This is a genomic window from Quadrisphaera sp. INWT6 (assembly GCF_015390235.1).
In the GTDB taxonomy this organism is placed as follows: Bacteria; Actinomycetota; Actinomycetes; order Actinomycetales; family Quadrisphaeraceae; genus Quadrisphaera.
The window spans coordinates 159,863-185,692 of record NZ_VUOH01000003.1 but is presented as its reverse complement, the minus strand read 5'-3'; the positions used below and the strand labels follow the sequence as shown (position 1 = coordinate 185,692).

The 25,830-nt window shown below is 71.7% G+C and carries 25 protein-coding genes and 1 pseudogene; 11 read left to right on the top strand and 15 right to left on the bottom strand.

All coding sequences use genetic code 11. The features are described from left to right. Positions 1-67: 67 nt before the first annotated feature. From F1641_RS10725 to F1641_RS10705, 5 genes are all read left to right on the top strand, one after another. On the top strand, positions 68-1,207 hold the full coding sequence (locus F1641_RS10725) for an ABC transporter permease (RefSeq protein WP_194905396.1): 1,140 nt from the start codon (positions 68-70) through the stop codon (positions 1,205-1,207). Positions 1,208-1,342: 135 nt separating this feature from the next. Continuing rightward, on the top strand, positions 1,343-2,368 hold the full coding sequence (locus tag F1641_RS10720) for a LacI family DNA-binding transcriptional regulator (RefSeq protein ID WP_206691011.1): 1,026 nt from the start codon (positions 1,343-1,345) through the stop codon (positions 2,366-2,368). An 83-nt stretch (positions 2,369-2,451) separates the two neighbouring features. Beyond that, positions 2,452-3,393, top strand: coding sequence for an aldo/keto reductase (locus F1641_RS10715; RefSeq protein ID WP_194905395.1), 942 nt, complete (start codon positions 2,452-2,454; stop codon positions 3,391-3,393). 63 nt (positions 3,394-3,456) lie between these two features. Further along, on the top strand, positions 3,457-5,100 hold the full coding sequence (locus F1641_RS10710) for a GMC family oxidoreductase (protein WP_194905393.1): 1,644 nt from the start codon (positions 3,457-3,459) through the stop codon (positions 5,098-5,100). Further along, positions 5,097-5,906, top strand: a complete 810-nt coding sequence (locus F1641_RS10705; RefSeq protein WP_194905391.1) for a gluconate 2-dehydrogenase subunit 3 family protein — start codon at positions 5,097-5,099, stop codon at positions 5,904-5,906. The genes F1641_RS10710 and F1641_RS10705 overlap by 4 nt, the downstream gene beginning before the upstream one ends. Before the next feature lie 517 nt (positions 5,907-6,423). On the opposite strand, the gene F1641_RS19905 is transcribed toward F1641_RS10705, so the two are convergent. The 6 genes from F1641_RS19905 to F1641_RS10680 form a co-directional block, all read right to left on the bottom strand. Beyond that, positions 6,424-7,515, bottom strand: coding sequence for a beta-galactosidase trimerization domain-containing protein (locus F1641_RS19905; RefSeq protein WP_255514606.1), 1,092 nt, complete (start codon positions 7,513-7,515; stop codon positions 6,424-6,426). After that, a complete protein-coding gene (locus F1641_RS19900) occupies positions 7,497-8,507 on the bottom strand; it encodes a beta-galactosidase (protein ID WP_206691009.1) in 1,011 nt (336 codons plus the stop codon). The genes F1641_RS19905 and F1641_RS19900 overlap by 19 nt, the downstream gene beginning before the upstream one ends. Beyond that, positions 8,504-9,406 (bottom strand): carbohydrate ABC transporter permease, encoded by a 903-nt coding sequence (locus F1641_RS10695; protein ID WP_375541484.1) that lies wholly within the window; start codon positions 9,404-9,406, stop codon positions 8,504-8,506. The genes F1641_RS19900 and F1641_RS10695 overlap by 4 nt, the downstream gene beginning before the upstream one ends. After that, positions 9,403-10,380, bottom strand: coding sequence for a carbohydrate ABC transporter permease (locus tag F1641_RS10690; RefSeq protein ID WP_219729539.1), 978 nt, complete (start codon positions 10,378-10,380; stop codon positions 9,403-9,405). The genes F1641_RS10695 and F1641_RS10690 overlap by 4 nt, the downstream gene beginning before the upstream one ends. 91 nt (positions 10,381-10,471) lie before the next feature. Next, on the bottom strand, positions 10,472-11,773 hold the full coding sequence (locus F1641_RS10685) for an ABC transporter substrate-binding protein (RefSeq protein ID WP_194905387.1): 1,302 nt from the start codon (positions 11,771-11,773) through the stop codon (positions 10,472-10,474). A gap of 167 nt (positions 11,774-11,940) precedes the next feature. Next, the gene (locus F1641_RS10680; RefSeq protein ID WP_194905385.1) at positions 11,941-12,957 is read right to left on the bottom strand and encodes a LacI family DNA-binding transcriptional regulator; all 1,017 of its coding nucleotides are present in this window, start codon (positions 12,955-12,957) and stop codon (positions 11,941-11,943) included. A 119-nt stretch (positions 12,958-13,076) separates the two neighbouring features. On the opposite strand from F1641_RS10680, the pseudogene yicI reads away from it, so the two are divergent. Further along, positions 13,077-15,370 (top strand): annotated as a pseudogene (gene yicI, locus F1641_RS10675) (alpha-xylosidase). A 94-nt stretch (positions 15,371-15,464) separates the two neighbouring features. Here the strand turns inward: yicI and F1641_RS10670 are convergent. Continuing rightward, positions 15,465-15,626, bottom strand: a complete 162-nt coding sequence (locus tag F1641_RS10670) for a hypothetical protein (RefSeq protein ID WP_194905383.1) — start codon at positions 15,624-15,626, stop codon at positions 15,465-15,467. A gap of 408 nt (positions 15,627-16,034) precedes the next feature. Between F1641_RS10670 and F1641_RS10665 the strand changes: the two genes are divergently transcribed. Further along, positions 16,035-16,889, top strand: coding sequence for a hypothetical protein (locus F1641_RS10665; protein WP_194905381.1), 855 nt, complete (start codon positions 16,035-16,037; stop codon positions 16,887-16,889). 316 nt (positions 16,890-17,205) lie between these two features. Here the strand turns inward: F1641_RS10665 and F1641_RS10660 are convergent, their stop codons facing one another. Together F1641_RS10660 and F1641_RS10655 are read right to left on the bottom strand one after the other, a co-directional pair. Beyond that, positions 17,206-17,904: a DUF4214 domain-containing protein gene (locus F1641_RS10660; protein ID WP_194905380.1), complete on the bottom strand. Its 699-nt coding sequence runs from the start codon at positions 17,902-17,904 to the stop codon at positions 17,206-17,208. Positions 17,905-18,055: 151 nt separating this feature from the next. After that, the gene (locus F1641_RS10655) at positions 18,056-18,493 is read right to left on the bottom strand and encodes a MarR family winged helix-turn-helix transcriptional regulator (RefSeq protein ID WP_194905377.1); all 438 of its coding nucleotides are present in this window, start codon (positions 18,491-18,493) and stop codon (positions 18,056-18,058) included. 132 nt (positions 18,494-18,625) lie between these two features. Here F1641_RS10655 and F1641_RS10650 point away from each other — a divergent pair, with 132 nt between their 5' ends. Then, the gene (locus F1641_RS10650) at positions 18,626-19,873 is read left to right on the top strand and encodes an NAD(P)/FAD-dependent oxidoreductase (protein ID WP_194905375.1); all 1,248 of its coding nucleotides are present in this window, start codon (positions 18,626-18,628) and stop codon (positions 19,871-19,873) included. Between the two features lie 168 nt (positions 19,874-20,041). On the opposite strand, the gene F1641_RS10645 is transcribed toward F1641_RS10650, so the two are convergent. The 6 genes from F1641_RS10645 to F1641_RS10625 all read right to left on the bottom strand — a co-directional run bounded on the left by F1641_RS10645 (position 20,042) and on the right by F1641_RS10625 (position 23,240). Then, positions 20,042-20,584, bottom strand: coding sequence for a hypothetical protein (locus tag F1641_RS10645; RefSeq protein ID WP_194905373.1), 543 nt, complete (start codon positions 20,582-20,584; stop codon positions 20,042-20,044). A gap of 146 nt (positions 20,585-20,730) precedes the next feature. Then, the gene (locus F1641_RS10640; RefSeq protein ID WP_194905371.1) at positions 20,731-20,985 is read right to left on the bottom strand and encodes a hypothetical protein; all 255 of its coding nucleotides are present in this window, start codon (positions 20,983-20,985) and stop codon (positions 20,731-20,733) included. After that, a complete protein-coding gene (locus F1641_RS10635) occupies positions 20,985-21,479 on the bottom strand; it encodes a SigE family RNA polymerase sigma factor (protein ID WP_194905369.1) in 495 nt (164 codons plus the stop codon). Before F1641_RS10635 ends, F1641_RS10640 begins: the two co-directional genes overlap by 1 nt. 143 nt (positions 21,480-21,622) lie before the next feature. Further along, positions 21,623-22,243, bottom strand: a complete 621-nt coding sequence (locus F1641_RS19890) for an amidoligase family protein (RefSeq protein ID WP_206691006.1) — start codon at positions 22,241-22,243, stop codon at positions 21,623-21,625. After that, on the bottom strand, positions 22,237-22,674 hold the full coding sequence (locus tag F1641_RS19885) for a hypothetical protein (RefSeq protein ID WP_206691005.1): 438 nt from the start codon (positions 22,672-22,674) through the stop codon (positions 22,237-22,239). Before F1641_RS19885 ends, F1641_RS19890 begins: the two co-directional genes overlap by 7 nt. 107 nt (positions 22,675-22,781) lie before the next feature. Then, complete coding sequence (locus F1641_RS10625; RefSeq protein WP_194905367.1) at positions 22,782-23,240, bottom strand: hypothetical protein; 459 nt, start codon at positions 23,238-23,240, stop codon at positions 22,782-22,784. Between the two features lie 677 nt (positions 23,241-23,917). Here F1641_RS10625 and F1641_RS10620 point away from each other — a divergent pair. The 3 genes from F1641_RS10620 to F1641_RS21425 all read left to right on the top strand — a co-directional run bounded on the left by F1641_RS10620 (position 23,918) and on the right by F1641_RS21425 (position 25,698). Next, positions 23,918-24,334: a PPOX class F420-dependent oxidoreductase gene (locus F1641_RS10620; protein WP_206691004.1), complete on the top strand. Its 417-nt coding sequence runs from the start codon at positions 23,918-23,920 to the stop codon at positions 24,332-24,334. 274 nt (positions 24,335-24,608) lie between these two features. Continuing rightward, positions 24,609-25,292 carry an SDR family NAD(P)-dependent oxidoreductase gene (locus tag F1641_RS10615; protein ID WP_194905363.1) on the top strand — a complete coding sequence of 228 codons (684 nt, stop codon included), beginning with the start codon at positions 24,609-24,611 and terminating at the stop codon, positions 25,290-25,292. Positions 25,293-25,575: 283 nt separating this feature from the next. Further along, positions 25,576-25,698, top strand: coding sequence for a hypothetical protein (locus tag F1641_RS21425; protein WP_255514533.1), 123 nt, complete (start codon positions 25,576-25,578; stop codon positions 25,696-25,698). Positions 25,699-25,830: the final 132 nt, after the last annotated feature.

Sequence of the window (25,830 nt, the reverse complement as noted above, 5' to 3'; positions counted from 1 at the left end):
CCCAGCCGGCCAGCTATCTGGTTGCGGCGGGCACCCACAGCACCGCGACGAGGACCGGAGAGGCACCATGACCCACTCAACGACCACCACGCCGGGCTCAGCCAACGGCTCAGCCAACTCTGGCGGCGGCGCGAGCACCACGAGGTCGAGTGCAACCCCAGGGCTCCTGGACCGCGCCAAGGCCGCCCTGCCGCGCTCTTACCTGCTCATCGTGCTGGTCGGCATCATCGTCATCGGCTTCATCGCCACACCGGACTTCCTCACCGTCCGCAACGCCACCAACGTCATCTCCTTCTCCGCCATCGTGGCAGTCCTGGCAGTCGGGCAGTTCTTCGTCGTCCTGACCGGTGGCATCGACCTGTCCGTGGGATCGACGGTGGCGATCTCGACCGTCGTCAGCGCACTGCTCATGCAGCAGGGCGTCCCCGCAGGAGTCGCCGTCATCGCCACCTTGGTGGTCGCAGCGCTGGTCGGGCTGCTCAACGGAGTGCTCGTCGTCGTCCTGGGGCTAGCACCCTTCATCGCCACTCTGGCGACCTTGAGCATCGTGCAAGGTGCCAGTTACATCATCCAGTCCACCAGCCTGATCTCCATCAGCAACACCAGCTTCGTGCAGTGGTTCTCCGACGGTGCCTGGCTGGGGCTGCCCAACCCGGTGTCGATCTTCCTGGTCGTGATGCTCATCGCCGCCTTCGTGGCCAAGTACACGACCTTCGGGCGGCGCCTGTACGCCATCGGCGGCAACCGTGAGGCCGCCCGACTGTCAGGCCTGCCCGTCAGCCGGGACCTCATGACCACCTACATCCTGTCCGGGCTGCTGGCGGGACTGGCCGGGCTGCTCGCAGCTGCCCAGCTGCTCCAGGGCAGCTCCCTGATCGGCCAGGGCTACGAGCTGGACGCCATCGCCGCGGTCGTGGTGGGCGGGGCCTCGCTGTTCGGGGGCAAGGGTGACCCGATCAGCGCCGTCATCGGCTGCTTCGTGATCTCCATCATCACCAACGTCATGAACCTGATCGGCATCTCCTCCGAGCCCCAGCTCGTGATCAAGGGCGCCGTCATCATCATCGCCGTCTTCCTGTCCAGCGCTGGAGGGGTGGCCCGCATCCGCTCGGCCCTGCGCCGCGGGCCCCGCCCGAGTCGCGGCGCCCCGCCGCAGAACCCTGCGGCGCCCACCTCGGGTCCTGCCGCGACACCGTCCACGACGTGAGAGCGCCGCTGACCCGCTCCCGCCCATGTCGAGGCCGCCCACGTCGCACGAGGACAGCGCACCCAGGATGGCCGCCATGACCTGCACACCCACCTCATCCAACGCGACGCGACCCCGCCTAGGAAGGACCTCCCGGTGACCAGAGCAGCTGTGGGCACCAAGGCGCCGGTGCTGCGCGACGTCGCCCGCCTGGCGGGGGTCTCCCACCAGACCGTCTCCCGTGTCCTGAACGACAGTCCCCTGGTCAGCGAGGCGGCCAGGGCCAAGGTCCAGGCTGCGGTCGCCCAGCTCGGCTACCGCCCCCACGCCTCGGCCCGGGCACTGGCCACCCGGCGCACGATGCACCTGGGGGTGGTCTGCGTCGGGGCGGAGCAGTACGGCCCCTCCTTGACGCTGATGGCGGCCGCTGCCGCGGCCCGTGAGGCGGGCTACACCTGCAACCTGTACCCCCTGGAGACGGTGGACCGCCGTGCCATGCGCGCTGCGCTGGACCAGCTCACCCGAGACGCCGTCGACGGCATCCTGGTCATCGCACCCACTGACAGCGCCGCTGACGCAGTCGAAGGCCAGCTCACCGACATCCCCCTGGTGATGTTCGAGCCCGGCCTCGACAACGGCACCACCAAGATCGCCATCGACGAGGCCCTGGGGGCGCGGCTGGCCACCCGGCACCTCCTGGACCTGGGCCACGCCACGGTGCACCACGTCAGCGGTCCCCAGGGCTGGCTGGGCACCCGGGCGCGCATCGAGGGCTGGCGCGCAGAGCTGGCCGCGGCTGGACGCCCGGCCTACGCGCCGGTCGCCGGGGACTGGAGCTCGCGGTCGGGCTACGACGCCGGCCAGGACCTCGCCCGAGACCCCTCGGTCACGGCCGTCTTCGTCGCCAACGACCAGATGGCCATCGGCGTGATGGCCGCCATGGCCGACGCCGGCCGTCACGTGCCCTCCCAGGTCAGCATCGTCGGCTTCGACGACATCCCCGAGGTCACCTGGTCCCGTCCCGCGCTGAGCACGGTGCAGCTCGACTTCGCCGAGGTCGGACGCCGCTGCGTGCAGCGCCTCCTGGGCTACATCGACGGTGACGAGGTCCAGACCACCGATGCGGTCCGTCCCCACCTGCTGACACGTGGGAGCAGCGCGGCGCCTCCGCCCACCCCTTGAACGGTCGTCGCGCGGCCCGACGTCGCCGGCGCACCACGTCCTGACACACGACCCCTCATGAGCACCTTGAGAGAGGACCCACCATGGACAAGCGCGATCTCGGCACCACCGGCCTGCAGGTGACGCCGCTGTGCGTCGGCACCAGCCCGCTGGGCAACTTCCCCTCCCAGTACGGATACGAGGTCGGTGAGGACCAGGCCGTGGAGACCGTCCTGTCGGTCCTCGGCGGTCCGCTGAACTTCATGGACACCTCCAACAACTACGGCGACGGTGAGAGCGAGCGGCGCATCGGCAAGGCGCTCGCCGAAGCGGGGGGACCGCCGCCGGGGTTCGTGCTGGCCACCAAGGTCGACCCGGCACCGGGCAGTGAGGACTTCTCCGGTGAGCGCGTGCGCGCCTCGGTCCAGGAGAGCCTGGAGCGGCTGGGCCTCGACCGCCTGCAGCTGGTGCACCTGCATGACCCCGAGCGGATCTCCTTTGAGCAGGCGACCGCCCCTGACGGGGCCGTGCAGGCCCTGGTGGACCTGCAGCGCGAGGGGCTGATCGAACACCTGGGGGTGGCTGGAGGGCCCATCGACCTCATGCTGCGCTACCTGGAGCTGGACGTCTTCGCCGCCGTCATCAGCCACAACCGCTACACCCTCGTGGACTCCTCCGCCGAACCGCTCATCGCCGACGCGGCTTCTCGAGGGGTCGCCTTCCTCAACGCCGCGCCCTACGGAGGCGGCATGCTCGTGCGCGGGCCCCAGGCCGTGCCCAACTACTGCTACCAGCCCGCCAGCGCGCAGGTCATCGCGCGAGTGGAGGCGATGCAGCAGGCCTGCCAGCGCCACGAGGTGCCCCTGGCCGCTGCAGCCCTGCAGTTCTCCCTGCGCGATGAGCGGGTCGCCTCGACGATCGTGGGGATGTCCACGCCCCAGCGCGTGGCGCAGACCACCGCGCTGGCTGAGCACCCCATCCCCGAAGAGCTGTGGAGCCAGCTGCTGGAGCTGGCCGCAGAGGGGCGGAGCGGCGTCGGCCTGTGACGACGTGCCAGTAGGCCCCTCGACCCGACCCCCACGCACGACAGCACGAGAGGACCCACGTCAATGACGACCCCAGCAACACGTCCCGACCCCGTCGACGTGCTCATCATCGGCGCCGGCGGCGCCTCGGGCGCCACCACCGCCAAGGTGCTCACCGAAGCCGGACTGCGCGTCGTCGGCCTCGAGCGCGGCCCGTTCCTGCGCCCTGAGCACTTCTCCGGTGACGAGATCAAGTACATCAACCGCAACTACCTGTGGCCCGACCCCGTCCTGAACCCCCGCACCGTGCGGCGCGATGAGACCCAGACCGCGGTGCTGGAGCAGTTCTCCAACACCCCGCACTGCGTCGGTGGCGGCACCATCCACTACAGCGGCTGGTTCCCCCGGGCCACGGAGAACGACTTCCGGATGCGCTCCCTGCACGGGGACGTCGAGGGCGCCAGCCTGGCGGACTGGCCCTTCAGCTACGACGACCTCGAGCCCTATTACTCCCGCATCGAGTGGGAGTTCGGCGTCTCGGGCCAGCAGGGCGCCAACAAGCACGAAGGCCCCCGCAGCAGGGACTACCCCTGTCCGCCGCCGCCGGTCTCGCGCTACGGCAAGGTCTTCTACGACGCGATGGCCAAGCTGGGCCACAACGCCTTCCCCATGCCCCAGTCCATCCTGACGCGCCCCCACAACGGGCGTCAGCCCAGCCCGAACGCCGGGTTCGTGCAGCAGTTCGGTGACCCCACCGACGGACGGTCCACCACCCAGCGCGTCTTCACCCCGGACGCTCTGGCCACCGGGCGGTACGACCTGCGCACCGACTGCTACGTGCACGAGATCACCACCACTGCCGACGGCCGCGCCAAGGGCGCCGTGTACGAGGACTCCCAGGGCCGCATGGTCGAGCAGGAGGCCACCGCCGTCATCGTGTGCTGCGGCGCCATCGAGTCCGCACGCCTGCTGCTGGCCTCCCGCAGCGCGCACTTCCCCGACGGGCTGGCCAACAACAGCGGTCAGCTCGGGCGCAACGCGACCTTCCACGACTACTTCTTCGCCATCGGCCTGTTCGACCGCGAGCTCACCGACCCCCTCTACGGCTGGGCCGGCAACTACGTCAACGGCACCACCTTCGACTTCTACGAGACCGACGAGGACCGCGGGGGCATCGCCGGGTGCGTCATCACCGCCTCGGGCCTGGGGCCGCCGGTGAACTGGACCTTCCCGGGCCGGCCCACCTGGGGACAGGCCGCCAAGGACACCGACCGGGAGTTCTTCAACCACAGCATGAAGATCGGTGTGCTGCTCAACGACCTGCCGCGGGAGAGCAACCGCGTCGACCTGGACCCCGACGTCAAGGACGCCTGGGGCCAGCCGGCGGCACGGATCACCCACACCAACCACCCCAACGACGTCGTCATCGGCAACTGGCAGGTGCGCAAGAACCTGGAGATCCTCGACGCCGCTGGAGCAGCCAGCACCATCCCGGTGTGGTTCGAGCAGGCCAAGGGCAACTCCTGCCACCAGCACGGCACCGCCCGCATGGGCAACGACCCGGCGACCAGCGTGCTGGACAAGTGGGGAAGAGCCCATGACGTGCCGAACCTGTTCGTCCTGGACGGCAGCGGCTTCCCCACGGGGCCCGGCGTCAACCCGACACTGACCATCATGGCCAACGCCTGGCGCTGTGCTGAGCACCTGGTCCAGGAGCGTGTGGCATGAGCACCGACAGGACTGAGGCAAGGAGTGGGCCCATCGCCGACGGCGCAGGACAGGACGGGAGTGGTTCGTCCTCGACCTCGCAGGCCGACTGGGGTGTGGTGCACCTGCCCGAGGAGGGTCGGCTCTTCTTCGACGCCCACCAATGGGGTGTCATCGAAGCCGCTGCTGAGCGCATCATCCCCGCCGACCACGACCCCGGGGCCAAGGACGCGGGAGTGGTGCGCTTCATCGACCGCTACCTCGCCGGCCACGTCTACGCCGCCGCCGACGGCAACGGCTTCCTGGTCCAGACCGGCAAGGCCGCGGCTGCCTGGGCCCAGCGCACGCAGACGATGCAGGAGCGCTACACCCAGGGGGTGAGCGACATCGAGGACATCAGCGACCGTCGCTACGGCACCTCCTACATCGACCTCGACCCGGAGCAGCAGGACGCCGTCCTGGTCGAGGTGTCAGGTAGGCCCAAGCCGAGTGACTTCGTCGCGAGGCTGCGGGCAGAGGGCAAGCTGACCGCCCAAGGTGAGCAGCGCTCGGCCAGCGGAGTCGACCCCAGCCCCGCTGAGGAGGGCGGCGCCCCGCCGTCCAACCAGCCGGTTCCCGATGATGCGCTGGACTTCTTCCCCATGCTGTTGCTGCACGTGCGGCAGGGCTTCTACGCCGATCCCGCCTACGGCGGCAACCGTGACCACGTCGGTTGGCGGACCATCGGCTTCCCCGGTCCCACCTCGTTGGGTCAGACCCAGCGCGGGGAGTTCTCCACGAACGACTACCTCCTGCCCGAGCTGGAGTGGCCCTACACCGACCAGTAACAGTCGCCAGTGGTGCTGGGCTGGGTGCCGTGGCTGCTCTTGCAGCGGTCTGGCACCCAGCACCTGGCCAGGGCCCCGTGGTGGAGTCGGCTCGCAGCATAGGAACAGGTCTTGGAACAGCGGAAACACACCAGAATGGCCTCTGGTCTGCGCAGTTGCCGTTGGTCACCGTTGGCCCTGACCAGGTGTTCTCGACTGCGTTGGGGACCAGGTGTAGACCGCTGGGACTCAGAACGACGACATTGGGTTCTCCCCACGGGTGTCACTCAACGTGAGCTCTCCGTTGTCGATCGTCCAACGCGAACCAACACCGACCCTGAGCCGCTTGCCAGCAGGACGTCTTCTGCGTGCAGCGGAGCCGCAGGCCGCATCCCTCAGCACGACCTCCAGGGAGATGCGGGCTGCCACGGTGAGCCCCACCGACTCCCTTCCGGGGTGCTGGCCGACCGCCGCGACTCGAGGGCCCCCGGATCAGCTCGGCCAGGGGCCCCTTGGTGGCCTGGCGACTGGACCGGTACTACCCACCAGGGGCGGTGTCGGTCGCGGTCACCTGCCATGCATCGCTGTGAGACGAGCCGGCGTCCTCCTTGATCAGGAGGTACCCGCCAGGGTGGAGTCGAGCTGGCTGCTCGAGGGGTTGCCCGCTGAGCATGTCCAACCCCGGGCCTGCACAAGTGACAGTGCCCGGACCGTGGTTCAGCAGCACCAGGAAGGACCCTCGTGCCCCTCGACGGCGTATGGCCTCCACTCCCTCGGGCAGGTCGCCGACCACGGGCCTCGCGCCGGCTCCTCGGACCAGGTCGGCCAGCAGTCGCCGCAGGTCCGCAGGAGCGAGCTCAGTGGAGACGTAGTGCGCCTGGCCCCCGCCCTCGTACTCGCGCACGGTGGTCGCGGGAAGCCCGGAGAGCCCACCGCCGAGGTATCGGCGGGTGGTTCCGGCTTGCTCGGTGTGCACCAGTTCGCTCCAGCTCGCACCGGTGGACCCGTCATCGAGGCGGACTTCCTCGCCGAGGACCAGCGGGCGCATCTGTTCCACACGCACGCCCAGCAGGTCACGCAGTCGACCTGGGTAGCCCCCCGTGACCACGCGAAGGTTCTGGTCGGCGACGCCGGTAAAGGGAAAGACCACCAGGTGTCCGCCCTGCTCTTCCACATAGCGGTGCAGGGCGGTGACCGTGGCGTCGTTCATACCCGCCAGGCTGGGCACGGCCACGAGGCGGTAGCGCCCGAGGTCGGCGCCGGGCTCGACGACGTCGACCGCCATACCCAGGTGGTAGAGCTCGCGGTGCGTGCGGCGCACGGCGTCGGAGTAGTCGAGACGTTCCGAGGGCAGGCCTCCGCTCTCCAGCGCCCACCAGCCGTCGGCGTGCCACAGGAGGGCGACGTCGGCCTCCACGACCGGCCCGTCGACGGGGGGCTCGGCCATCTCGGCCACGGCCCGCAGGGTCGCGCCGAGCTTGCGGGCGGTGCGGAATCCTTCGCTGTCGGGGCCGGCGTGCGGCACCAGCGCGGAGTGCCAGGTCTCGGCGCCGGCGGTGCTGGCGCGCCACTGGAAGAACAGGGAGCCCTGCGAGCCACGCGCCAGGTAGCTCAGGGAGTTGCGCAGCATGCGCGAGGGCTCCTTGTGCGCGGTGGTGCTCGCACCGCCGGCGCCCCAGGTGGTGATGCCCCGGCCGACTGCTCCATGAGCAGCCACGGGCGCCCGCTGGCCCAGGAGCGGGCCAGGTCGGCGCCGTAGGCGGCATGGGCCTCGCCGTCGGGACCGGTGGTGTCGAGGTAGTGGTCCAGGGAGACCAGGTCCTGCTCGCGCGACCAGCTCCACTGCTCAAGGTGGTTCCAGGTGGGCAGCATGAAGTTGGTGGTGACCGGCGCCGTCGAGCCGGAGGCCCGCAGGGCGTCGCGCTGCTCGGTGAAGCAGGCGAGCAGCTCGTCGGAGGTCCAGCGCTTGAAGTCGAGCAGGTGCGCCGGGTTGTGCAGGTACTGCGTGGCGCGCGGCGGAAGCACCTGTTCCCATGCGCCGTACCGCTGGCTCCAGAAGGCGGTCCCCCATGCGGAGTTCAGCGCGTCGAGGGTGCCGTAGCGGGCGCGCAGCCAGGTGCGGAACGCCGCGGCGGCGTGGTCGCACCAGCACTGGGTGCCGTACTCGTTGTGCACGTGCCAGCCCAGCACTGCCGGGTGGTCGCCGTAGCGCTCGCCCAGTGCGGTGGCGATGCGCAGGCTCGCCTCCCGGTAGGCGGGAGCGGCCAGGCAGTAGGTGTCACGGCTGCCGTGGGTGAGGCGGGTGCCGTCGGCGCGCACCGGCAGGGCATCGGGGTGGGCGAGGGTGAACCACGGCGGGGGCGAGGCCGTGGGGGTTGCCAGGAAGGCGTCGAGCCCGTTGCGGTGGAGCAGGTCGAGCGCGTCGTCGAGGAGGCGGAAGTCGTAGCGGCCCTCCTCCGGCTCCAACACCGACCAGGAGAAGACGCCGAGCGTGGCGGTGGTGATGCCAGCCTCGCGCATGAGGCGCACGTCGTCGTCCCAGACCTCGTGGGGCCACTGCTCGGGGTTCCAGTCGCCGCCGAACAGGAGCCGGCGGGGAGCGCGCGACGGGTCGCCGCTCATCCCTTCAGCCCCCCGCTCAGCACGTCGAGGCGCCAGTAGCGCTGGAGCACGAGCATCAGGGCGGCCAGGGGTATCACCGACAGGGCGGCCCCGATGATCGCCAGGGAGTACAGGCCCGGCTCGCCCGAGCCTCGCGAGAGCAGCGTGTACAGGCCCACGGTCAGGGGGTACTTGCCCTGGTCGGCCAGCATGATGAACGGCAGCAGGAAGTTGTTCCAGATGCCGACGAACTGCAGCATGAACAGGGTCACCAGGCCCGGCACCAGCATCGGCAGGGCGATCGAGATGAAGATCCGCCCCTCGCTGGCGCCGTCGAGGCGGGCGGCCTCGACGGTGTCGTCGGGCACGGAGGCCGCGAAGACGCGGGCCAGGTAGATGCCGAACGGACTGATGATCGAGGGCAGCAGCACCGACCAGCGCGAGCCGGCCAGTCCCAGGTCGGACATGATCAGGTACTGCGGCACCGCCAGGGTGATCCCGGGGATGAGCACCCCGGCGAGCACCAGGAAGAAGACGAGGTTGCGGCCGGTGAACTCGTACTTTGCCAGCGCGTACCCGGCCAGCGCTGAGACGAGCGTGGAGAGGACCGAGCCGACGCCGGCGTAGAGCAGGGAGTTCAGCGCCCACCCGCCGAACTGCCCGCCGCCGTAGGCGAACAGGTCACCCAGGTTGTCGAGCAGCCCGCTGCCCGGCAGGAACGTGAAGGTGGTGAAGAGCTCCCCGCGGCTCTTGGTGGAGGCGACCACCACCCAGGCGACGGGCACCAGGCAGTACAGGGCGCCCAGGAGCAGCACGGTGGTGGCGGCGACGCCGCCGACCGAGCGGCGGGGGCGCCCCGTGGGCGCGGGTGGAGCCGCCGTCGCGGTCGAACGGGCGGTCGAGGGTGCGGCGGTCATCAGCTGCCTCCGAAGATGCGGCGCTGGTTCAGGCGCAGGAGCACGACTGAGAGCACGACCGTCAAGCCGGCCAGCAGCACGGACTCAGCGGCGGCCAGCGGCAGGTCGTCACGGGTGAAGGCGTCGCGGTAGATGGTCATCAGCGGCACCCAGGTCTGGGAGATGGCCGAGGTCATCGGCCGCAGGGTGGTCGGCTCGCCGTAGACCTGCAGCGTGCCGATGAGGGAGAACAGGCCTGTGAGCACGAGGGCCGGCGCCACCAGCGGCACCTTGATGCGCCAGGCGATCTGCCACTCACCCGCGCCGTCGATGCGGGCGGCCTCGTAGATCTCCTCAGGGATCCCACGCAGCGAGGTGTAGATGATGATCATGTTGAAGCCCACCCCGCCCCAGACCGCGATGTTCGCCACCGAGGCGAAGATCCACGGGTCTAGCAGGAACGGGATGGCACCGCCCCCCAGCTGGTCGGACAGCCAGCTGAAGGGGCTGGTCCCGGGCAGGTAGAGGAAGCCCCACAGCAGCGAGGCGACCACGCCGGGCACCGCGTACGGCAGGAAGATCGCCGTGCGGGAGAACCGGGTGGCGCGGGCCGCTCGGGCATCGAGCAGCAGGGCAAAGACTAGGGCCAGGCCGAGGGTGAACGGGACGGCGAGGGCGCCGTAGACGAGCAGGCGCCCGAACCCGGCGAGGAACTCCGCGTCGGCGATCGCGGTGGCGTAGTTCTCCAGTCCGACGAAGGTCTCCACCCGACGCCCGAACGGTCCGCCGCCCTCCAGCCGCAGCCCGCGCAGGCTGAGCCAGAGCGCGTACCCGATCGGGACCAGCAGGAAGGCGACGAACAGCAGCAACGCCGGGGCGAGCATCGACCAGGCGGCCAGGCGGTGCCGCTGGCGAGGGCGGCGCACCGGTGAGCCGCCGTCTTCGGACGGCGTCCCGGCGCGCGCGGGGTGGGCAGGTGGTGCCGTGGTGCTGGCCACAGGTGCTCCTCGGCCGGGGGTTCGGGGGACGTGCGATGTGGAGCGGGACGGCGCCCGGTGGCAGGGGTGTCCGGGCGCCGTCCCGGTCGGGTCAGCCGGTGACGTCGAAGCCGGTCTTCTCCATGTCGGCGACGACGGCCTGCTGGGTCTGCGCCAGCGCGCTGGACAGGGGCTGCCCATCGCGCACCGCGGCCGCCATGGCGTCCTGGAAGGCGCTGGAGGCGACGTTGACGTTCGGACCCCACGTGATGGCGGGGATGGTGTTCTGGGCGATGCCGGAGGCGGTGGTCCAGAAGTCGGTCTGCTGCGGCATCAGCTCCGGCGGCGCAGAACCCTCGGCGGTGGTCTGGCCGAGCGTGGAGGCGGGGTACTGACCGGTGGTCAGCTGGATGTCCGCGCCCTCCTGGGAGGTGTTGATCCAGGCGGCGAACTCGGCGGCCTCCTCCGGGTGGTCCGAGGAGGTGGTCACGATGGTGGCCGAGCCCCCCTGGTAGGCGACGCGGTCATCACCGGGGGTCCACTGCGGCATCGGAGCCATCGCCCACTGGCCGGTCATGTCGGGGGCGACGCCGGAGATGACGCCCGGCGCCCACAGTGCAGAGGGCCACGACAGGATCTGCCCGGCGTTCAGCTCCTGGTTCCACTGCGGGGTGAGCAGGTCCTCAACCTTGACGAGGTCCTCGTCGACCAGCTGCTGCCAGTAGTCGGCCACCGCCACGGACTCGGGACTGTCGATGCCGACGCTCCACGACTCGCCGTCGACCTCCCACCAGGAGGCGCCGGCCTGCTGGGCCATCGCGGCGAAGAAGCCGAACTCACCCGGGTTGAAGGTCGCCAGGTAGGCGTTCGGGTTGGCTGCGCGAACGGCGCGGGCGGCCTCGGTGAACTCCGCCCACGTGGCGGGCACCGTGATGCCGAGCTCGGCCAAGCGCGCGGAATTGTAGACCAGCGCCTGGGGGCCGACGTCCTGCGGGACGCCGTAGACCGCGTCGTTGAAGCGGGTCAGGTCCCAGGTGCTGGCCGGGAAGGCTTCGGTGACGTCCTGCGGCACGAGGTCGGTGATGTCGGTGGCGACGTCACCGACGATCATCGCGGGGAGGGTCTGGTACTCGACGACGGCGACGTCCGGGGCCTCGCCCGCGCGGGTCGAGGTGAGCAGCTTGGCCGAGGAGTCGGTGCCGCCGCCGGCGTCCGTCAGGCGCACCTGGATGTCGGGGTTGGCGGCGTTCCACGCCTCCACCAGGCCGGGCTGGGCGGTGCCCCAGGCCCAGTAGTCGAGGGTGACGGGACCGTCGCCGCCGCCCTCACCACCAGAACCGGAGCCGCCAGAACAGGCGGACAGCACGAGGGCGGCGCTGAGGGCGGCAGCGGTGAGAAGACTCTTGCGGGACATCCACGCATCTCCTTCGACGGTGGCCTCCACCCGACTCTGGATGGCGAAGCGCTTCGACTGTGAAGTCGAGCCAGTGTGCGCAGGAGGGTGGGCGTGCGTCAACCCCGGGCATCCCCGGGGGGCGAGGCCGGCGGTGGGGGCGAGCGGTGAGCGCCGTGAGGCGGGGTTTAGGCCGGTTGCGCCGCGCAGCGCGCCACGGAGACCTCGGCGTCGAGGAGGGCCGGCGCCACCAGGCGGGTCTCAGCGGTGTCGTCACCGCCCATGCGCTGCATGGCCATCTCCACGGCGATGCGCCCGATCCGCTGGCCCGGCACCTCGACGGTGGTCAAGCGGATCGGCAGGGCCGCGGCGATCTCGGAGGGGGCGACGGCCACGACAGAGACGTCGGCCGGCACGCGCAGGCCCAGGCGCTCCAGCGCAGAGACCACGCCCCCCAGGGCGGCCTCGTTGTGCACGACCAGCGCCGTGGGCCGCGGTCCGCGCGTGAAAGCCTCCTGCACGGCGGCGGCCCCGCCGGCGAAGGTCGGCTCGGAGGGCACCTGGAGCAGCTCCACTCCGTGCGCGGCGGCCCCGGCCAGGGCGCCGGCACGCATCCTCACGGCGTAGTTGGCGCCCTCCGCCAGGCGCGTTGCCGACGCGCTGACCAGGCCGATCGTGGTGTGTCCGGCCTCGGCCAGCGTGCTCACGGCGAGCCGCCCGGCGGCGGTGAAGTCGAGGTCGACGCACGAGAGGCCGCGGGTGTCGTCGGGCACCCCGATCAGCACGCTGGGCACTGGCAGGGCCCGCAGGGCGGGCAGGCGGGCATCGTCGGAGGCGACGTCCATGACCACCACGGCGTCGGCGGTGGAGCTGGCCGCCACGCGGGCCACCTCTTCGGGGTCGTCGGCGGTGAGCAGCAGCACGTCGCGGCCGTGGGTGCGGGCAGCGGCCACCACGCCGGCGACGAACTGCATGACGATCTGCACGTCGAGCCCGGGGCGGAACGGCACCGCCAGGGCGATGACGTCTGAGCGGCTGGAGGCCAGGGCGCGTGCGCCGGCGTGGGGGCGGTAGCCCAGCTCGCGAGCGGCACGCTCGACCCGCAGCCGGGTGGCCTCGGAGATACGACGCTTGCCCGACAGGGCGTAGGACACCGTGGAGAGGGAGACGCCGGCAGCGCGCGCCACGTCCTCGATGGTCGGCACGAGCGGAGGTTAGTCGCCTGCAGTTCCGCTGCGGCACGAGGAGTCTCGACGTTCGCTCGGACAGCGGGGTACCTTTATGCGAAGCGCTTCGATGCGCTCTCGATGAGGAGGCTCCACCCGTGAAGTTCACCGACGGCTTCTGGCAGCTGCTCCCCGGGCTGGAGGTGCTGCGACCGCGTCAGGTGGTCGAGGTCGAGGTCCTCGAGCGCGACGGCGGGGCTGAGGCCCTGGTGGTGCACACCTCCACCAAGGAGCTCGCCCGCCGTGGTGACACCCTCAACCGCCCGACCGTCACGGTGACCCTCACCAGCCCCGCCCCCGATGTCATCGGAGTGCGCCTCGAGCACCACACCGGCGGGCTGGACCGCGGGCCGCACGTCGAGCTCTTCCTCGAGGCCACCGACCTCAAGGTCCAGCTGCCTGCCGACGCCGGCGAGCCCGTGGCCTCCCTCACCAGCGGCACGCTGTCGGCCCGGGTGGCCACCGAGGGTCCCTGGCGCGTCGACTTCGAGCACGAGGGGCGGGTGCTGACGTCGTCCGGGGCGCGCAGCGTCGGCGTGGTCCGCGACGGCGAGGGACGCACCTTCGTGCACGAGCAGCTCTCGCTCGGGCCGCGTGAGCACCTCTACGGCCTCGGTGAGCGCTTCGGCCCCCTCGCCAAGAACGGGCAGTCGGTCGAGGTGTGGAACGCCGACGGCGGCACCTCGAGCGAGCAGGCCTACAAGAACGTGCCCTTCCTGCTGTCCGACGCGGGCTACGGGGTCTTCGTCGACCACCCGGGCCGGGTCTCCTTCGAGGTGGGTTCTGAGGCGGTCTCAGCCACGCAGTTCTCCGTGCCGGGGGAGGTGCTCCAGTACTACGTGATCGCTGGTCCGGAGCCCAAGGACGTGCTGCGCCGCTACACCGCCTTGACCGGACGCCCCGCCCGCGTGCCGCTGTGGTCGTACGGGCTGTGGCTCTCCACGTCATTCACCACCAGCTACGACGAGGACGTCGTGATGTCGTTCGTCGACGGCATGGCTGAGCGGGGACTGCCGCTGTCGGTGTTCCACTTCGACTGCTTCTGGATGCGGGCCTTCCACTGGACCGACTTCGTGTGGGACCCCGCGGTCTTTCCCGACCCCGAGGGGATGCTGCGCCGTCTGCACGAGCGCGACCTGCGCGTGTGCGTCTGGATCAACCCCTACATCGCACAGCGCTCCCGGCTGTTCGAGGAGGGGCGGCGCCTGGGGCACCTGGTGCGGCGCGCCGACGGCTCGGTGTGGCAGACGGACCTGTGGCAGGCCGGGATGGCCCTGGTCGACTTCACCAGCCCCGCCGCGCAGGAGTGGTTCAGCGGATACCTGCGCGAGCTGCTCGGCCAGGGCGTCGACGCCTTCAAGACCGACTTCGGCGAGCGCATCCCCACCGATGTCGTCTGGCACGACGGCTCTGACCCCGAACGGATGCACAACCACTACGCCCAGCTCTACAACCGCACCGTCTTCGAGGTGCTGCGCGAGGAGCGCGGCGAGGGCGAGGCAGTCGTGTTCGCGCGCTCCGCCACCGCTGGTGGTCAGCAGTTCCCGGTGCACTGGGGTGGAGACTGCGAGTCACGCACGCGGCCATGGCCGAGTCGCTGCGCGGTGGGCTGTCGCTGTCGGCGTCGGGGTTTGGGTACTGGAGCCACGACATCGGCGGCTTCGAGGGCACCCCCGACCCGGGGGTGTTCAAGCGCTGGCTCGCCTTCGGCCTCCTGTCCTCCCACAGCCGCTTGCACGGCTCCAGCAGCTACCGGGTGCCGTGGCTGGTCGACGAGGAGTCTGTGGAGGTCGCCCGCCGCTTCACCGAGCTGAAGCTCAGCCTCATGCCGTACCTGGCGGGGGTGGGGGAGGAGGCGCACACCGACGGGATCCCCGTCATGCGGCCGATGGCCGTGGAGTTCCCCCGCGACCCGGCGACCGCGGGCATCGCCACTCAGTACGCCCTCGGGCCTGACCTCGTGGTGGCGCCGGTGTTCACCGCCGACGGAACCGTCGACGTCTACGTGCCCGAGGGTCGTTGGACTTCGTTGCTCGACGGCTCGGTGCTGGTCGGCCCGCGCTGGTACCGCCAGCAGCATGACGTCGATTCTCTGCCCCTGCTGGTGCGGCCCGGCACAGTGCTGGCCACCGGCGAGCGCGTCGACCGGCCCGACAGGGACCTTCGTGAGGGTCTCGTGCTGCGCGCCTTCGAGCTCACCGACGGACAGCACGTCCGAGTGTCAGTGCCCGGTCCCGTGGGTGAAGAGCCCGGTGTCATCGACGTCGAGCGCCGCGGCCGGACGTTGCACGCCACGGCGAGTGGGGTCCAGAGGTGGTCACTGGCGGTTGGCACTGGCGCCGGGCTGCAGGCCACCAACGACCGCGTCGTCCTGGACCTCGACCGCGCGTGAACTCATAGCGAGTGCACTGCCCTGGGGGGTGGTCCTTGGGCATGGGCTCATCCTCGTCTCCAAGGTCATGAAACTCCATCACACCCAGGGCGACTCAGTCAGGGGTGAAGGGTGCGTTCCAGCTCCAGCCTGCTGCCCAGACGGCGGCCCCTGGGAGCGCGGCGAGCACCAGTGCGCGCAGGGCTGCGGTCCGGTCTGCGGGATGGTCATCTTCGGTGGTTGCGCCGGTGTCGGGCGTCGACCCGGTGCTGTTCATGGGGGCAGGGTGGTGGTTGCGCAGTCGCAGTGGCTAGGCCCGGTCAGGGACCGGCGACCGGGCGCCTTCTGTGCCTTCGCACTCCGCCGCGGCAATCGTGTGTCACTCGGGATGACCAACTCAGACACCGAAGGTGAGCACTGGGCGAGGTGGACGCCTCGACTGGCGGCGTCCTCATACTGGGCTGCAGCACTGCCGCCCTTGGGCGCCTCCAGGTGGCTCGCTGGGGAGTGCCCAGGGCGGCTCCGTCGGATTGGCGTGCTGCTGCGACGACAGGCGGCTAGTCGGTGGTCGACAACGGTGTTCATGAAGGCCCGAGCACCTGCGGCGACTACGTTCGGTGTACGCCTGCTCAACGACGTCAGGACTGCGATGCGCCTGCCCCTGCCCCGGCTGTCCGCTACCACCGTGACCGCAGCCCTCACCGGGGCTGCCCTGGCCGCCGCCTGCATGGGCGCTGCTGCCGTCTCAGCCTCAGCAGCACCTGCGCCCGTGGCCACGGTGCTCACCGCGCCGGCCGCGCCGGTGCTGAGTGCCGCCACGCCCAGCGACCGCCTCAGTGACCGCTTGGCCCCGGGCCAGTCCCTGGCCCCCGGCCAGTGGCTGCTCAGCCCCGACCGCTCCCACGGCCTGGCCTTCCAGACCGACGGCAACCTGGTCGCCTACGGTGCGAACTACCGGGTGCTGTGGCACTCCGGCACCTATGCCAACCCCGGCGCCCGCTTCACCCTGCAGCCCGACGGCAACGCCGTCATCTACGCCGCCAGTGGGGCGGTGCTGTGGCACTCCGGCACCTACATCAGCGCGGGCGCGTCCTTGCGGGTGCAGGACGACGGCAACGTGGTCATCACCGGCCCCGGCGGGCAGGTGGCTTTCTACACCGGCTGGGACCGCACCGGTCTATACCCCGGTGAGCAGCTGCTGGCGGGCCAGCGGGTCACCTCCGCAGGCGGGCGCTACTCCCTGAACCTGCAAGCCGACGGCAACGTGGTGGTCCGCGCCAGCTCGGGGCGGCCGCTGTTCTTCACCGGGTCCTACGGCGCCACCCGGCTCGCCTTCCAGGCCGATGGGAACCTGGTGGCCTACGCCGGGGACGGGTCGGTGCTCTTCGCCACCGGCACCACCGGAGCTCGTTCCCGGCTGGTCGTCCAGGACGACGGCAACGTGGTCATCTACCGCCGTGACGGGGGACCGGCGTGGTACTCGGGCTGGGACGCCGGGCAGAGCGCGGATGCCCCTCGGGGTGGGGTGCAGGTCAGGTAGGCCGCGGCGGGCTGTGCCTCGAGCACCTGGAGCGCTGGTGCAGGCAGAGAGCTGAGGCCGGGCGTCGATGGCGTCCCGGTGCGGTGAGGTCCTGTGTGGGCTTTTCACGGTCGCCAGCGCCGGCGCTTGAGCATCGCCCTCGCTAACCGCCCGCTCGTAGGCACCGGCCACCCCTTGGCCACCCCTCGGCCACCCCTCGGCCACAGGACCACTGCGGGGCGCGGTGGCGCCGCGATGCGTTGGCCCGGTCGGGCATTCACGTCCGAGCGGGCCCACAGGCCACAGGACTGGGCCCTGTCATGCCTGGGCCGGGCTGTCAGGAGCTCAACGTGCGGTACTCGGGGGTGGAGGCGATCAGAACGTCCACGTTGACGGAGTTCTCCACCTGCTTGGGGTACCAGTAGGAGACCTCCCCGGAACTGGGCGCACGGTCCAGCAGCTGGTCGTAGGTGTCGGTGATGCGCCGGGTGACCGCTTCACTAGAGTAGTAGATCTCTCGGACCGTCCCCAGGGAGCCAGCAGTGCGAAGGCGCCCGGCCCAGTAGGAAACCTCCCCTGCGCTGGGTGCGCGGCCCAGCAGGGTTTCGTAGTACCCGTTGATGACGGTGGTGCTGCTTCTGCCGGCCTGGTACTCCGCCGAGGCCAGGATGTTCTGCAGGGCCCACTCGGCGGGGAAGCGCTGGGCGTTGATGCCGTCGACCCAGTAGCGGGCCCCGCGGTCGGGCTCGCGGTTGAGCTGCGAGCGGTAGTACAGGTCGATGGTGGTGGCGTCGTACTCCTCGGAGTGGGTGATGGCCCACAGCACGTCTGCGGGGGCTTGGGTGGTGAGGCGGTCCACCCAGTACTGCGATCCGGGGTCGGCGAGGCGGCCCAGGAAGTTGGCGTACCAGCGGTTGACCAGCTCGCGGTCCCCGGGGGCTGCGCTGGCGGCGGGGGCGCTGGCCAGGGCGGCGGTGCTGAGGGCCAGGGCGGCCAGGGTCGCCAGGAGGGTGGAGGTGCGACGGTGCATCTTCATGACCGGACGGTAGTCACCAGTCACAGAGCGTGCACAACATGAGGAGCCGTCGGGGTCTGAGCCGTTAGCAGGCCAGGATCCCGAAGGCGGTGGTATCCGTCACCTGCGGCCGCGCGTCGCTCCTCAGCGGTACGTGCCCGCTCAGCGACGGCTATGTGGGTCTCTCCGGCGCAGTGGCCGAGGTCCGCATCTGCTGGAGGCCCTGGACGAGCATCACCGCTCCGTCCGGCGTGAGCCCCAGCGCCTCGGGCGCGTTGAAGGCACGCACCGCCGGCCAGGCCTCGCGCAGTGCTCGCCCGCCGGTCTCGGTCAGGACCAGTCCCGCGCGACGCCCACGCCCTCCGGGACCGGTGCGCTCGACCAGGCCGCGCTCCAGCATCGAGGCGAGCAGCACCCCCATGCTCTGCTGCCGCACCAGCACCCGCCGCGCCAGCTCGGTCTGGCTCAGCCCTTCCTCGGCGTCCAGGTGCATCAGCACCGCGAACTGCGTCGGCGTCAGCCCCAGGCCCGCGAAGAGGTCGGCGAAGCGCTGGCCGACCACGTGCGCGGTGCTCACCAGCTCCCAGGCGATGAGCGGTTCCCGCGACATGCGCGTACGGTACCAACCTAGTAACAGGTGACTGTTACTCAGCACCGTCTCGTCGAACCACCGCGCGAGTCCCCTGCAGCGACTGCGCGACCGGGTGCACGACCCGGTGTGCGATCCACCCGAGGAGACGACATGCGCGTCAGCATCATCGGAGCCGGCATGGGCGGACTCACCCTGGCCCACGCCCTGCACCGAGCCGGCATCGACGTCACCGTCCACGACCGCGATCTCAGCGCCGAAGCCACCGGCGGCTACCGCCTGGCCCTGGACGGACGAGCCTGCGCCGTCCTGCGCCGCCACCTGACCCCGCAGCACTACCAGGCCCTGCAGGCCAGCTCGGTGCCCTCAGAGACCACTAACCGCCTCACCTTCACCGACCACCGGCTGCGGCCGCTGTCGGTGACCACCTGGGACCCCTCCGAGGAGGCGCTGCTCATCGGCCGCGTCCCCCTGCGCCGCCTGCTGGTCCGGGGCCTGGAAGAGCGGATCCGCTTCGGAGCGACCTACACCTCCCACACCGTCGATGCCGACGGGCGGGTCACCACCTGCTTCGCCGACGGCAGCACCGACGTCGCCGACGTCCTGGTCGGCGCCGACGGCGCCACCTCCCGCCTGGCCACCGCCCTGGCCGGCCACCCCACCTCAGCCCCCTTCGGCTTCGGCGGCCTGGCCGCGCGCACCCCCCTGGACCAGCGCACCCGCGCCCTGCTGCCCCCGGCGCTGCACGGCGGCGCGGTCCTGGCACTCGGGCCCCAGGGCACCGGCATCTTCATGACCCAGCACGACCCGGCCACCCGCGCCGCCCTGGACCCCGCCGCCTGCCACGACGTCCCAGCGATCACCGAAGCTCCCGCGCTGGTGTGGTCCCTGATCGTCCTGGACTCCCTGCTGCCCCCCGAGCACGCCCGAGCTATGGGGGGCGGTGACCTGCTCGAGACCGCCCTGAGCGCCCTGCAGGACTGGCCCGCCCACCTGCGCGAGCTGGTCGCCGCCGCCGACCCCACCAGCGCGGGGTACTACCGCTTCCACGCCGCCGACCCCGACGCCGAGCTCACCCCGTGGCCCGCCGGGCCGGTCACCGCCCTGGGTGATGCGGTGCACGCCATGCCCCCCACCGCCGGCCGCGCCGCGGCCACGGCCATCCGCGACGCCGACCACCTCGCCGATGAGCTCATCGCCGCCCGTGACGGCAACTCCACGATCGCGCTGGCGACGCTGCGCTTCGAGAAGACGATGGCCAGCTACGCCCCGCAGGCGGTGCGGGAGTCCCTGGTGCCGCTGCGCTGGATCCGCCACCTGTCGCGGCCAGCGGTCCGCGGAGCCGCCCGGGTGGGGTTGCCGGCACTGTCAGCGGTGCACCGCCTGCGCCGATCCGCGTGACCATCTCGGGGGAGCACCACTTGAGCCCCCAGGTGTTACCCGTGGTCGGGCGCTCGCCGGGCCCATCGGTGGACTGGCTAGCCAGTCACGATGGTGCGTCACAGCGGATGGCGCACCCGGACACTCCGACAGGAGATGGCTGACCGCCGGCGGCCGTCATCCGTGGGCTCACGGCTGGACGGGCACCGTCTGCCCTCCCTGGAGGTTGTATCCGCCGGCCAGCACCGCCTGGTCAGGGGTACCCAGAGCCCACAGCTCCGCCAGCTCCTGGGCGTCCTGGTCGTCATAGCCAGCAGCGACCCAGGCCTGCCGGGCTCGTCCGTCTTGGACGTCGCTGACGGCTGACGGCATCGGCTCAGGGAGCTCCAGCCCCGCGGTGAGTTCCCGGCCCGCCTTGAGCGCTGCGCTGTAGCCGCTGGGCATCGCCCACACCCGCGCCAGCTCCAGCGCATCCTCCACGTCGTGACCCGCGGAGGTGAAGGCCCCCCACGCGGGGTCCTGACCGATCAGGTCCGGCGTGCTGCCCGGCAACACGGGCAGGGATGTACCGCTGCGCAGGTCGGCGCCGCCGGTGACCTTCGCGTAGGTGGCGTCACCGGGGTGCCGCCACAGCTCAGCCAGTGCGACGGCGTCGGCGTAGGTGTACCCGGCACCGTAGAAGGCGTCGACGTCGTCCTGGTTCCACGCGACCGCTGGCTCGGTGACCTCCACCGCAGGTGATGTGGCGTCCTGGGGCAAGAGCCACGGCAACGTCGGCGCCGGTGACTGTGCCGTTGTCGACGCGGTGGGCGACGGCGTCAGTGAAGAAGTCGTCGTTTCTGGCGCGGCAGGTACGAGAGCTGGCGGCCTGACCGCTCCTAGAACGTCGTCCAGGCGGGGGGCTGCGAGGGCGAGCAGCCCCGCGACCCGAGGACCGCCCCGGCCCCCGCCCGCTGCCGTCGCCGGCGGCGCACGACGCCGAGGGCGTCGGCCGCAGCCCTCACCGACGGCGCCTCCGGGGCGAGGGCCGCCCGGTCTCGGAGCACCGCGGACAGACGCTGCTCCAGCTGGGCGTCGCTGCCTCCGCCGCCGTCGGGCGCGCCAGGTCCGGCGGCGTGGTGGGTGCGGGTCATCACTGGACCTCCGGTGCGGTTCGCAGGGCTGCGAGGGCGTGCGAGGCGTGGGAGCGCACGGTGGCGCGGGAGGTGCCGAGGACCTGCGCGATCTCGCCGTCGTCCAGCCCCTCGTAGTAGCGCAGCACCACCACGCTGCGCTGGCGGGCGGTCAGCTCGGCCAACGCGCGGCCGAGCGCGTCGTGGTCGGCGACCCGGTCGGCGTGGTCGGGCAACGGTGCCGCCCGCGCGGCGAGAACCTCCGCCGAGGCGGGCCTGACCGTGCGCACGTGCCACCGCCGGCGCCAGGAGGTGACCTCGTTGGTCACCATCCGGCGCAGGTACAGGTCCGGCCGCTCGAGCAGGGCGATGCGCCGCCAGCGGCTGTGCACCCGCAGCAGCACCTCCTGGACGACGTCGCCGGCCAGGTCGCGGTCACCGGTGAGGGCCGCGGCGTAGCGCAGCAGCGCCGGGAGCTGCTGGCGCACGAGGGTGTCGAGGTCGTCGACGTCCACGACCTCCTCACCGTCGACACCGTCAGTGGCGGGGAGGAAGTCCCGTGCCGGCGCCGGTGCCTGGTCCGGGGCGGCGCGGTGGCGCGGTGACTGGCTGGCGCGAGGGCGCGAGGAGGCCGCCGTGAAGGAACCTGGAGACGCGTTCACGCGCCGCCCCCGGCGAGCTCGCGCAGCGCGTCCTGGGCGGCGGCGGGGTCAGCGCAAAGATTGGCAAGGGCGGCGGCGCCGGGCGTCGTCGACTCCGCCGGCGGGACGGGCAGGGGCGCACCGCGGCCACAGCGCTCCAGGAGGTCGTGCACCAGGGACGCTCGCTCGGCGATCAGCTGGCCGTCGTCGCTGCCGCCGAGGATGCGGACCTCCACCGTGTCGCGCGCGGGAGCATCGTTCATCAGCGCCGTGATGTTGAGGTCGCAGAACTTCACGGGGTCGGTGGCGCGGGCCGCTCGCTGCAGCTCCCGCCAGCTGGGCCGCGCTCGACCGGCGTCCACCTGGTGCACCTGCTCTGCCAGGTCCACCAGGGCCGGTGACAGCGGGCCCAGACGGGTGCACGCCGGGTTGGTGCCCAACGCCGCGCGCAGCACCGGGCCCCAGTTCGCGAACAGCCGCACCAGGTCGGTGAACGCGCGTGCATCGCGGAACCGGGCGCCGTCGACGTGCAGGTGGACCGCGGCCTCGTACGGCACGGTGAAGCCCAGTTCGCGGGCCGGGGCCAGCAGCGCCTCCAGCGCCGGGGCGTGCGGGGCGAGCAGGGGTGGGGTCACCACCTCGCACGGACGCTCACGCCCCGCCGGCAACGGGGCGGCCAGGGCCACGGTGGCTCCGGCGGTATCGGACAGCCGCACCGCGGCGGGAAGGCCTGCGGCCGCGTGCCGAACAGCACCCCTACGCCCTCGAGCACCCGCTCGCGGTCGGCGCGGGGGTCGGCGTGGGCAGCGACCAGGCGCAGCAGGCGCGGGTCGTCGGAGAGCACCCGGTACCAGCTCGAGTGGGCGGGGCCGCCGCGCGGCAGGTCCGCGACCAGGGTGGTGTCGTCGACCAGCGTCGCGACGACGGCGCCGGTGGCGTTGCGGACCTCGAATCCGGGTGACAGGTGCCAGAACGCCCCCATGCCGGGGACCGCGGACGGCTCGCTGCCGGTCACCAGCACGCGGCGCACCAGCCCGCCGCACCGGTCGGCGAGCTCGCGGGCCAGCACCTCCCGGTCAGCGCCGGGGGTGCCAGCAGCTCGACCTCGAAGCCGGTGCGGCGGGGGCGGGTCACGGGGTGTGTCTACCTCTCGGTCGGCTCGCGGGTGGGACGCCCTCAGCCGGCCGTGGTGCTCGCGGAAGTGCTCGAGGTGGCGCTGCCACCAGAGCTGCCGGGGGCGATCGGCAGCTCCTGGCCGTCCAGGACCGCCCGGCCGATGCGTGCTTTCGCCTCGGTGACGTCGGTGCTCCACAGCTCAGCCAGCGCCACGGCGTCGTCGTAGGTGTACCCCGCGCCGGAGAACGCCGTCCACAGCGGGTCCTCGTCGACGACGGGTCCCTCGGGGTGGTCGCCGGGGGAGACGGGGACGGTGGTCCCGTCGAGCAGGGCCTGTCCGGCGCGCGCCTTGGCCGAGGTGACATCGGTGTTCCACAGCGCGGCGAGCGCGTCGGCGTCGGCGGCGGTGTACCCCGCGCCCCAGAAGGCGTCGTACTGCTCGGCGGTGTACCCCACGGGCATCGCACCGGTGCCCGCCGGCTCCGCGGAGCCGGCTGTGGCGTCGGCGGTGGGCGCCACCGGGGCCGACGTTGACGTTGCGGTGGTGGGGTCGGTGGTCACTGCGGCAGCTCCCGACACGGGCTGAGTCTGGACCTGCGCTTGGGGCTGAGTGGAGCCAGGCGCCGCGGCCAGCGCCCCGCTCGCTGTGGCGGCCAACCCGCCAGTGACAGCGAGCGTGCCGATAGCCGCCCCCCATACGAGGGCGCGTCGGTTGCGGGCGGTCGACGGTGTCGTGAGGTGAGTGGTGTCCTTCTTGGCCATGGCGATGTCCGATCGTCGACAGGGGTGTGCGACCCCTACAACGCGCCTCGACGCAGAACTGTGGAGGCGGTCTCACAAGCGGTGGACCGGCTGCAGGCGTCAGCGTAGAAGGCGCTCACCCTGTGCGGATGCAGAGGCTTCGTCGCGAGGACGCCGGGGGGGCTGGCGCCCTGCGTCGTGGCCGACGCGTGCAGGGTCGCACTGACCACGGTGCTCGCGTCCTGGCGGTGAGCTCGGTCCGGGCGTCGTGCTGTCGCTCCTGGTGTGCTTCATCGAGGAGGACCTAGGAGGATGCGTGCCGCCCAGGATCGTCCTTCGCTGCTGTGGCCGGCCACCTCGCAGGCTGCCGGCCGGGCGGGGCCGGCTGCCCGACGTGCATCGGCGTGTTCACCGGGGGACGTCCCGAGAGACGGGTGATGCACCACAGTGGGCGGGTGACCAGCGAAGAGCGGTTCTGGCTGATGGGCGAAGAGCGTTTCGCGCTGCTGGTGACCTACCGCCGTGACGGCACGGGGGTCGCCACCACGGTGTGGGTGGCCCGCGACGGGGACCACCTCGTGGTCACCACCCCTTCCGGCAGCGGGAAGGTCAAACGGCTGCACCGCGACCAGCGGGTGCTGCTGGTGCCGTGCGGGCGACTGGGTCGGGTGCCTTTCGGGGCGGCGGTGGTCTCTGCGGTCGGACGGGTCGCCGGCCCTGATGGTGACCAGCCGAGCGCGGTGGCGGCCTTGTCGGCGAAGTACGGGCTGCAGTACCGCCTCGTGCTGGCCCTGGAGGGTGCTGCACGCAGGCGTCGCGGCGGTGATGCCGGCCGGGTCATCCTCCGGCTGCAGCCGGAGGCGCCGGCGTAGGCGCCGGCGTAGGCGGTGACACCGCTGGTGCAGGCGGATGGTCGGTGTGCGCACCGATGCCTCGTGGGGCACCTCCTGATGAGGAAGCCGGCAAGTCCCTGGCCCTGCGCCTGCTTCCGACAACGCGCAGGGCCAGGCTTCTCAGCCATCGCTGCTCTGACCGCTCCATGTGCTGTGAGGCCGTCATGGATGACCGTCGTCATGGCACGCCGTGTGGCACGGTCGAGCGGGCGTCGGTGTGGCGCGTCACGGCGGTCCAGCGCACGGTGGGAGGGTGACCACCATCCTCATCACCGGCGCCTCGCGCGGTATCGGGGCTCACACCGCCCGCCACCTCGCTGGCACCGGAGCCACCGTCTACGCCGGCGCCCGCCACCCCGAGCACGTGCAGACCGACGACGGGCCGGACCTGCGCCCCATCGGCCTGGACGTCACCGACGACGCCTCCGTCACCGCTGCCGTCCAGCGCATCCGCGACGAGGTCGGCGCCCTGGACGTGCTGGTCAACAACGCCGGTGTCCCCGGCAGCTGGGCCGGACCGGCTGAGATCGGCCCTGATGACTTCCGCGACGTCTTCGAGGTCAACGTCTTCGCCCCCGCCCGCGTCACCCGCGCCTTCCTGCCGCTGCTGCTGCGCGGAGAGCACCCACGGCTGGTGATGGTCTCCTCCGGCATGGGCTCCCTGACCCTGCAGAGCAGCGACGCGACCTACGCCGACATCGCCCACCTGCCCTACCCCGCCTCCAAGGCAGCGCTGAACATGCTGGTGGTCCAGTACGCCAAGGCCCTGCCCGAGGTGCTGGTCACCGCAGTCGACCCCGGGCTGACCGCCACCGAGTTCACCGCCGGGTCAGGCCACAGCGTCGCCGAGGGCGCCGCAGCGGTCATCACCGCGGCACTGGACACCACCGGACCCAGCGGGCGCTTCACGGACCGCCACGGCCCCACGCCCTGGTGAGGCCAGCCCACCCAAGGCCACCCACCCCGCGAAGAAGGCCAGCCACAGCCCCCCGATGCTCATCGCCGCGAACTCCAGCAGCGCCCCCACATCGGTGCGGTAGGCGGCCACCGACAGCAGCCCACCGGCCGCTGAGCACAGCGCCACTGCGGCCGCCGCCGCCCGCGAGACCCACCGCACGCCCACCGGCACACGAGTGCGAGCCCGACCGACCTGCAGCATCGCCCATGCCGCCGCAGCGAATCCCGCCGCTGCGGCGCTGACGTGCACCAGGTCCTGCACCGTGGACCCAGCGGTCAGGGGCACCGGGCACCCGTCGGTGCACGTCACCCGGGAGGCCAGCACGAACGCCGTGCCGGCGAAGCTCAGCGTGGCCGAGACCGACCACGCGCCCACGGCCCTGTGAGCCAGCCCGGCCCGTCCACCCTGGTCTTCCTCTGATCGTCCACGCGCAGCTCCAGGTGCGGGCCTGCTGGCGGGGTCGGATGCCCGTGCGGGCTCGCTGAGGCGGCTGGCCCCGGCGACGAGGACACCACCG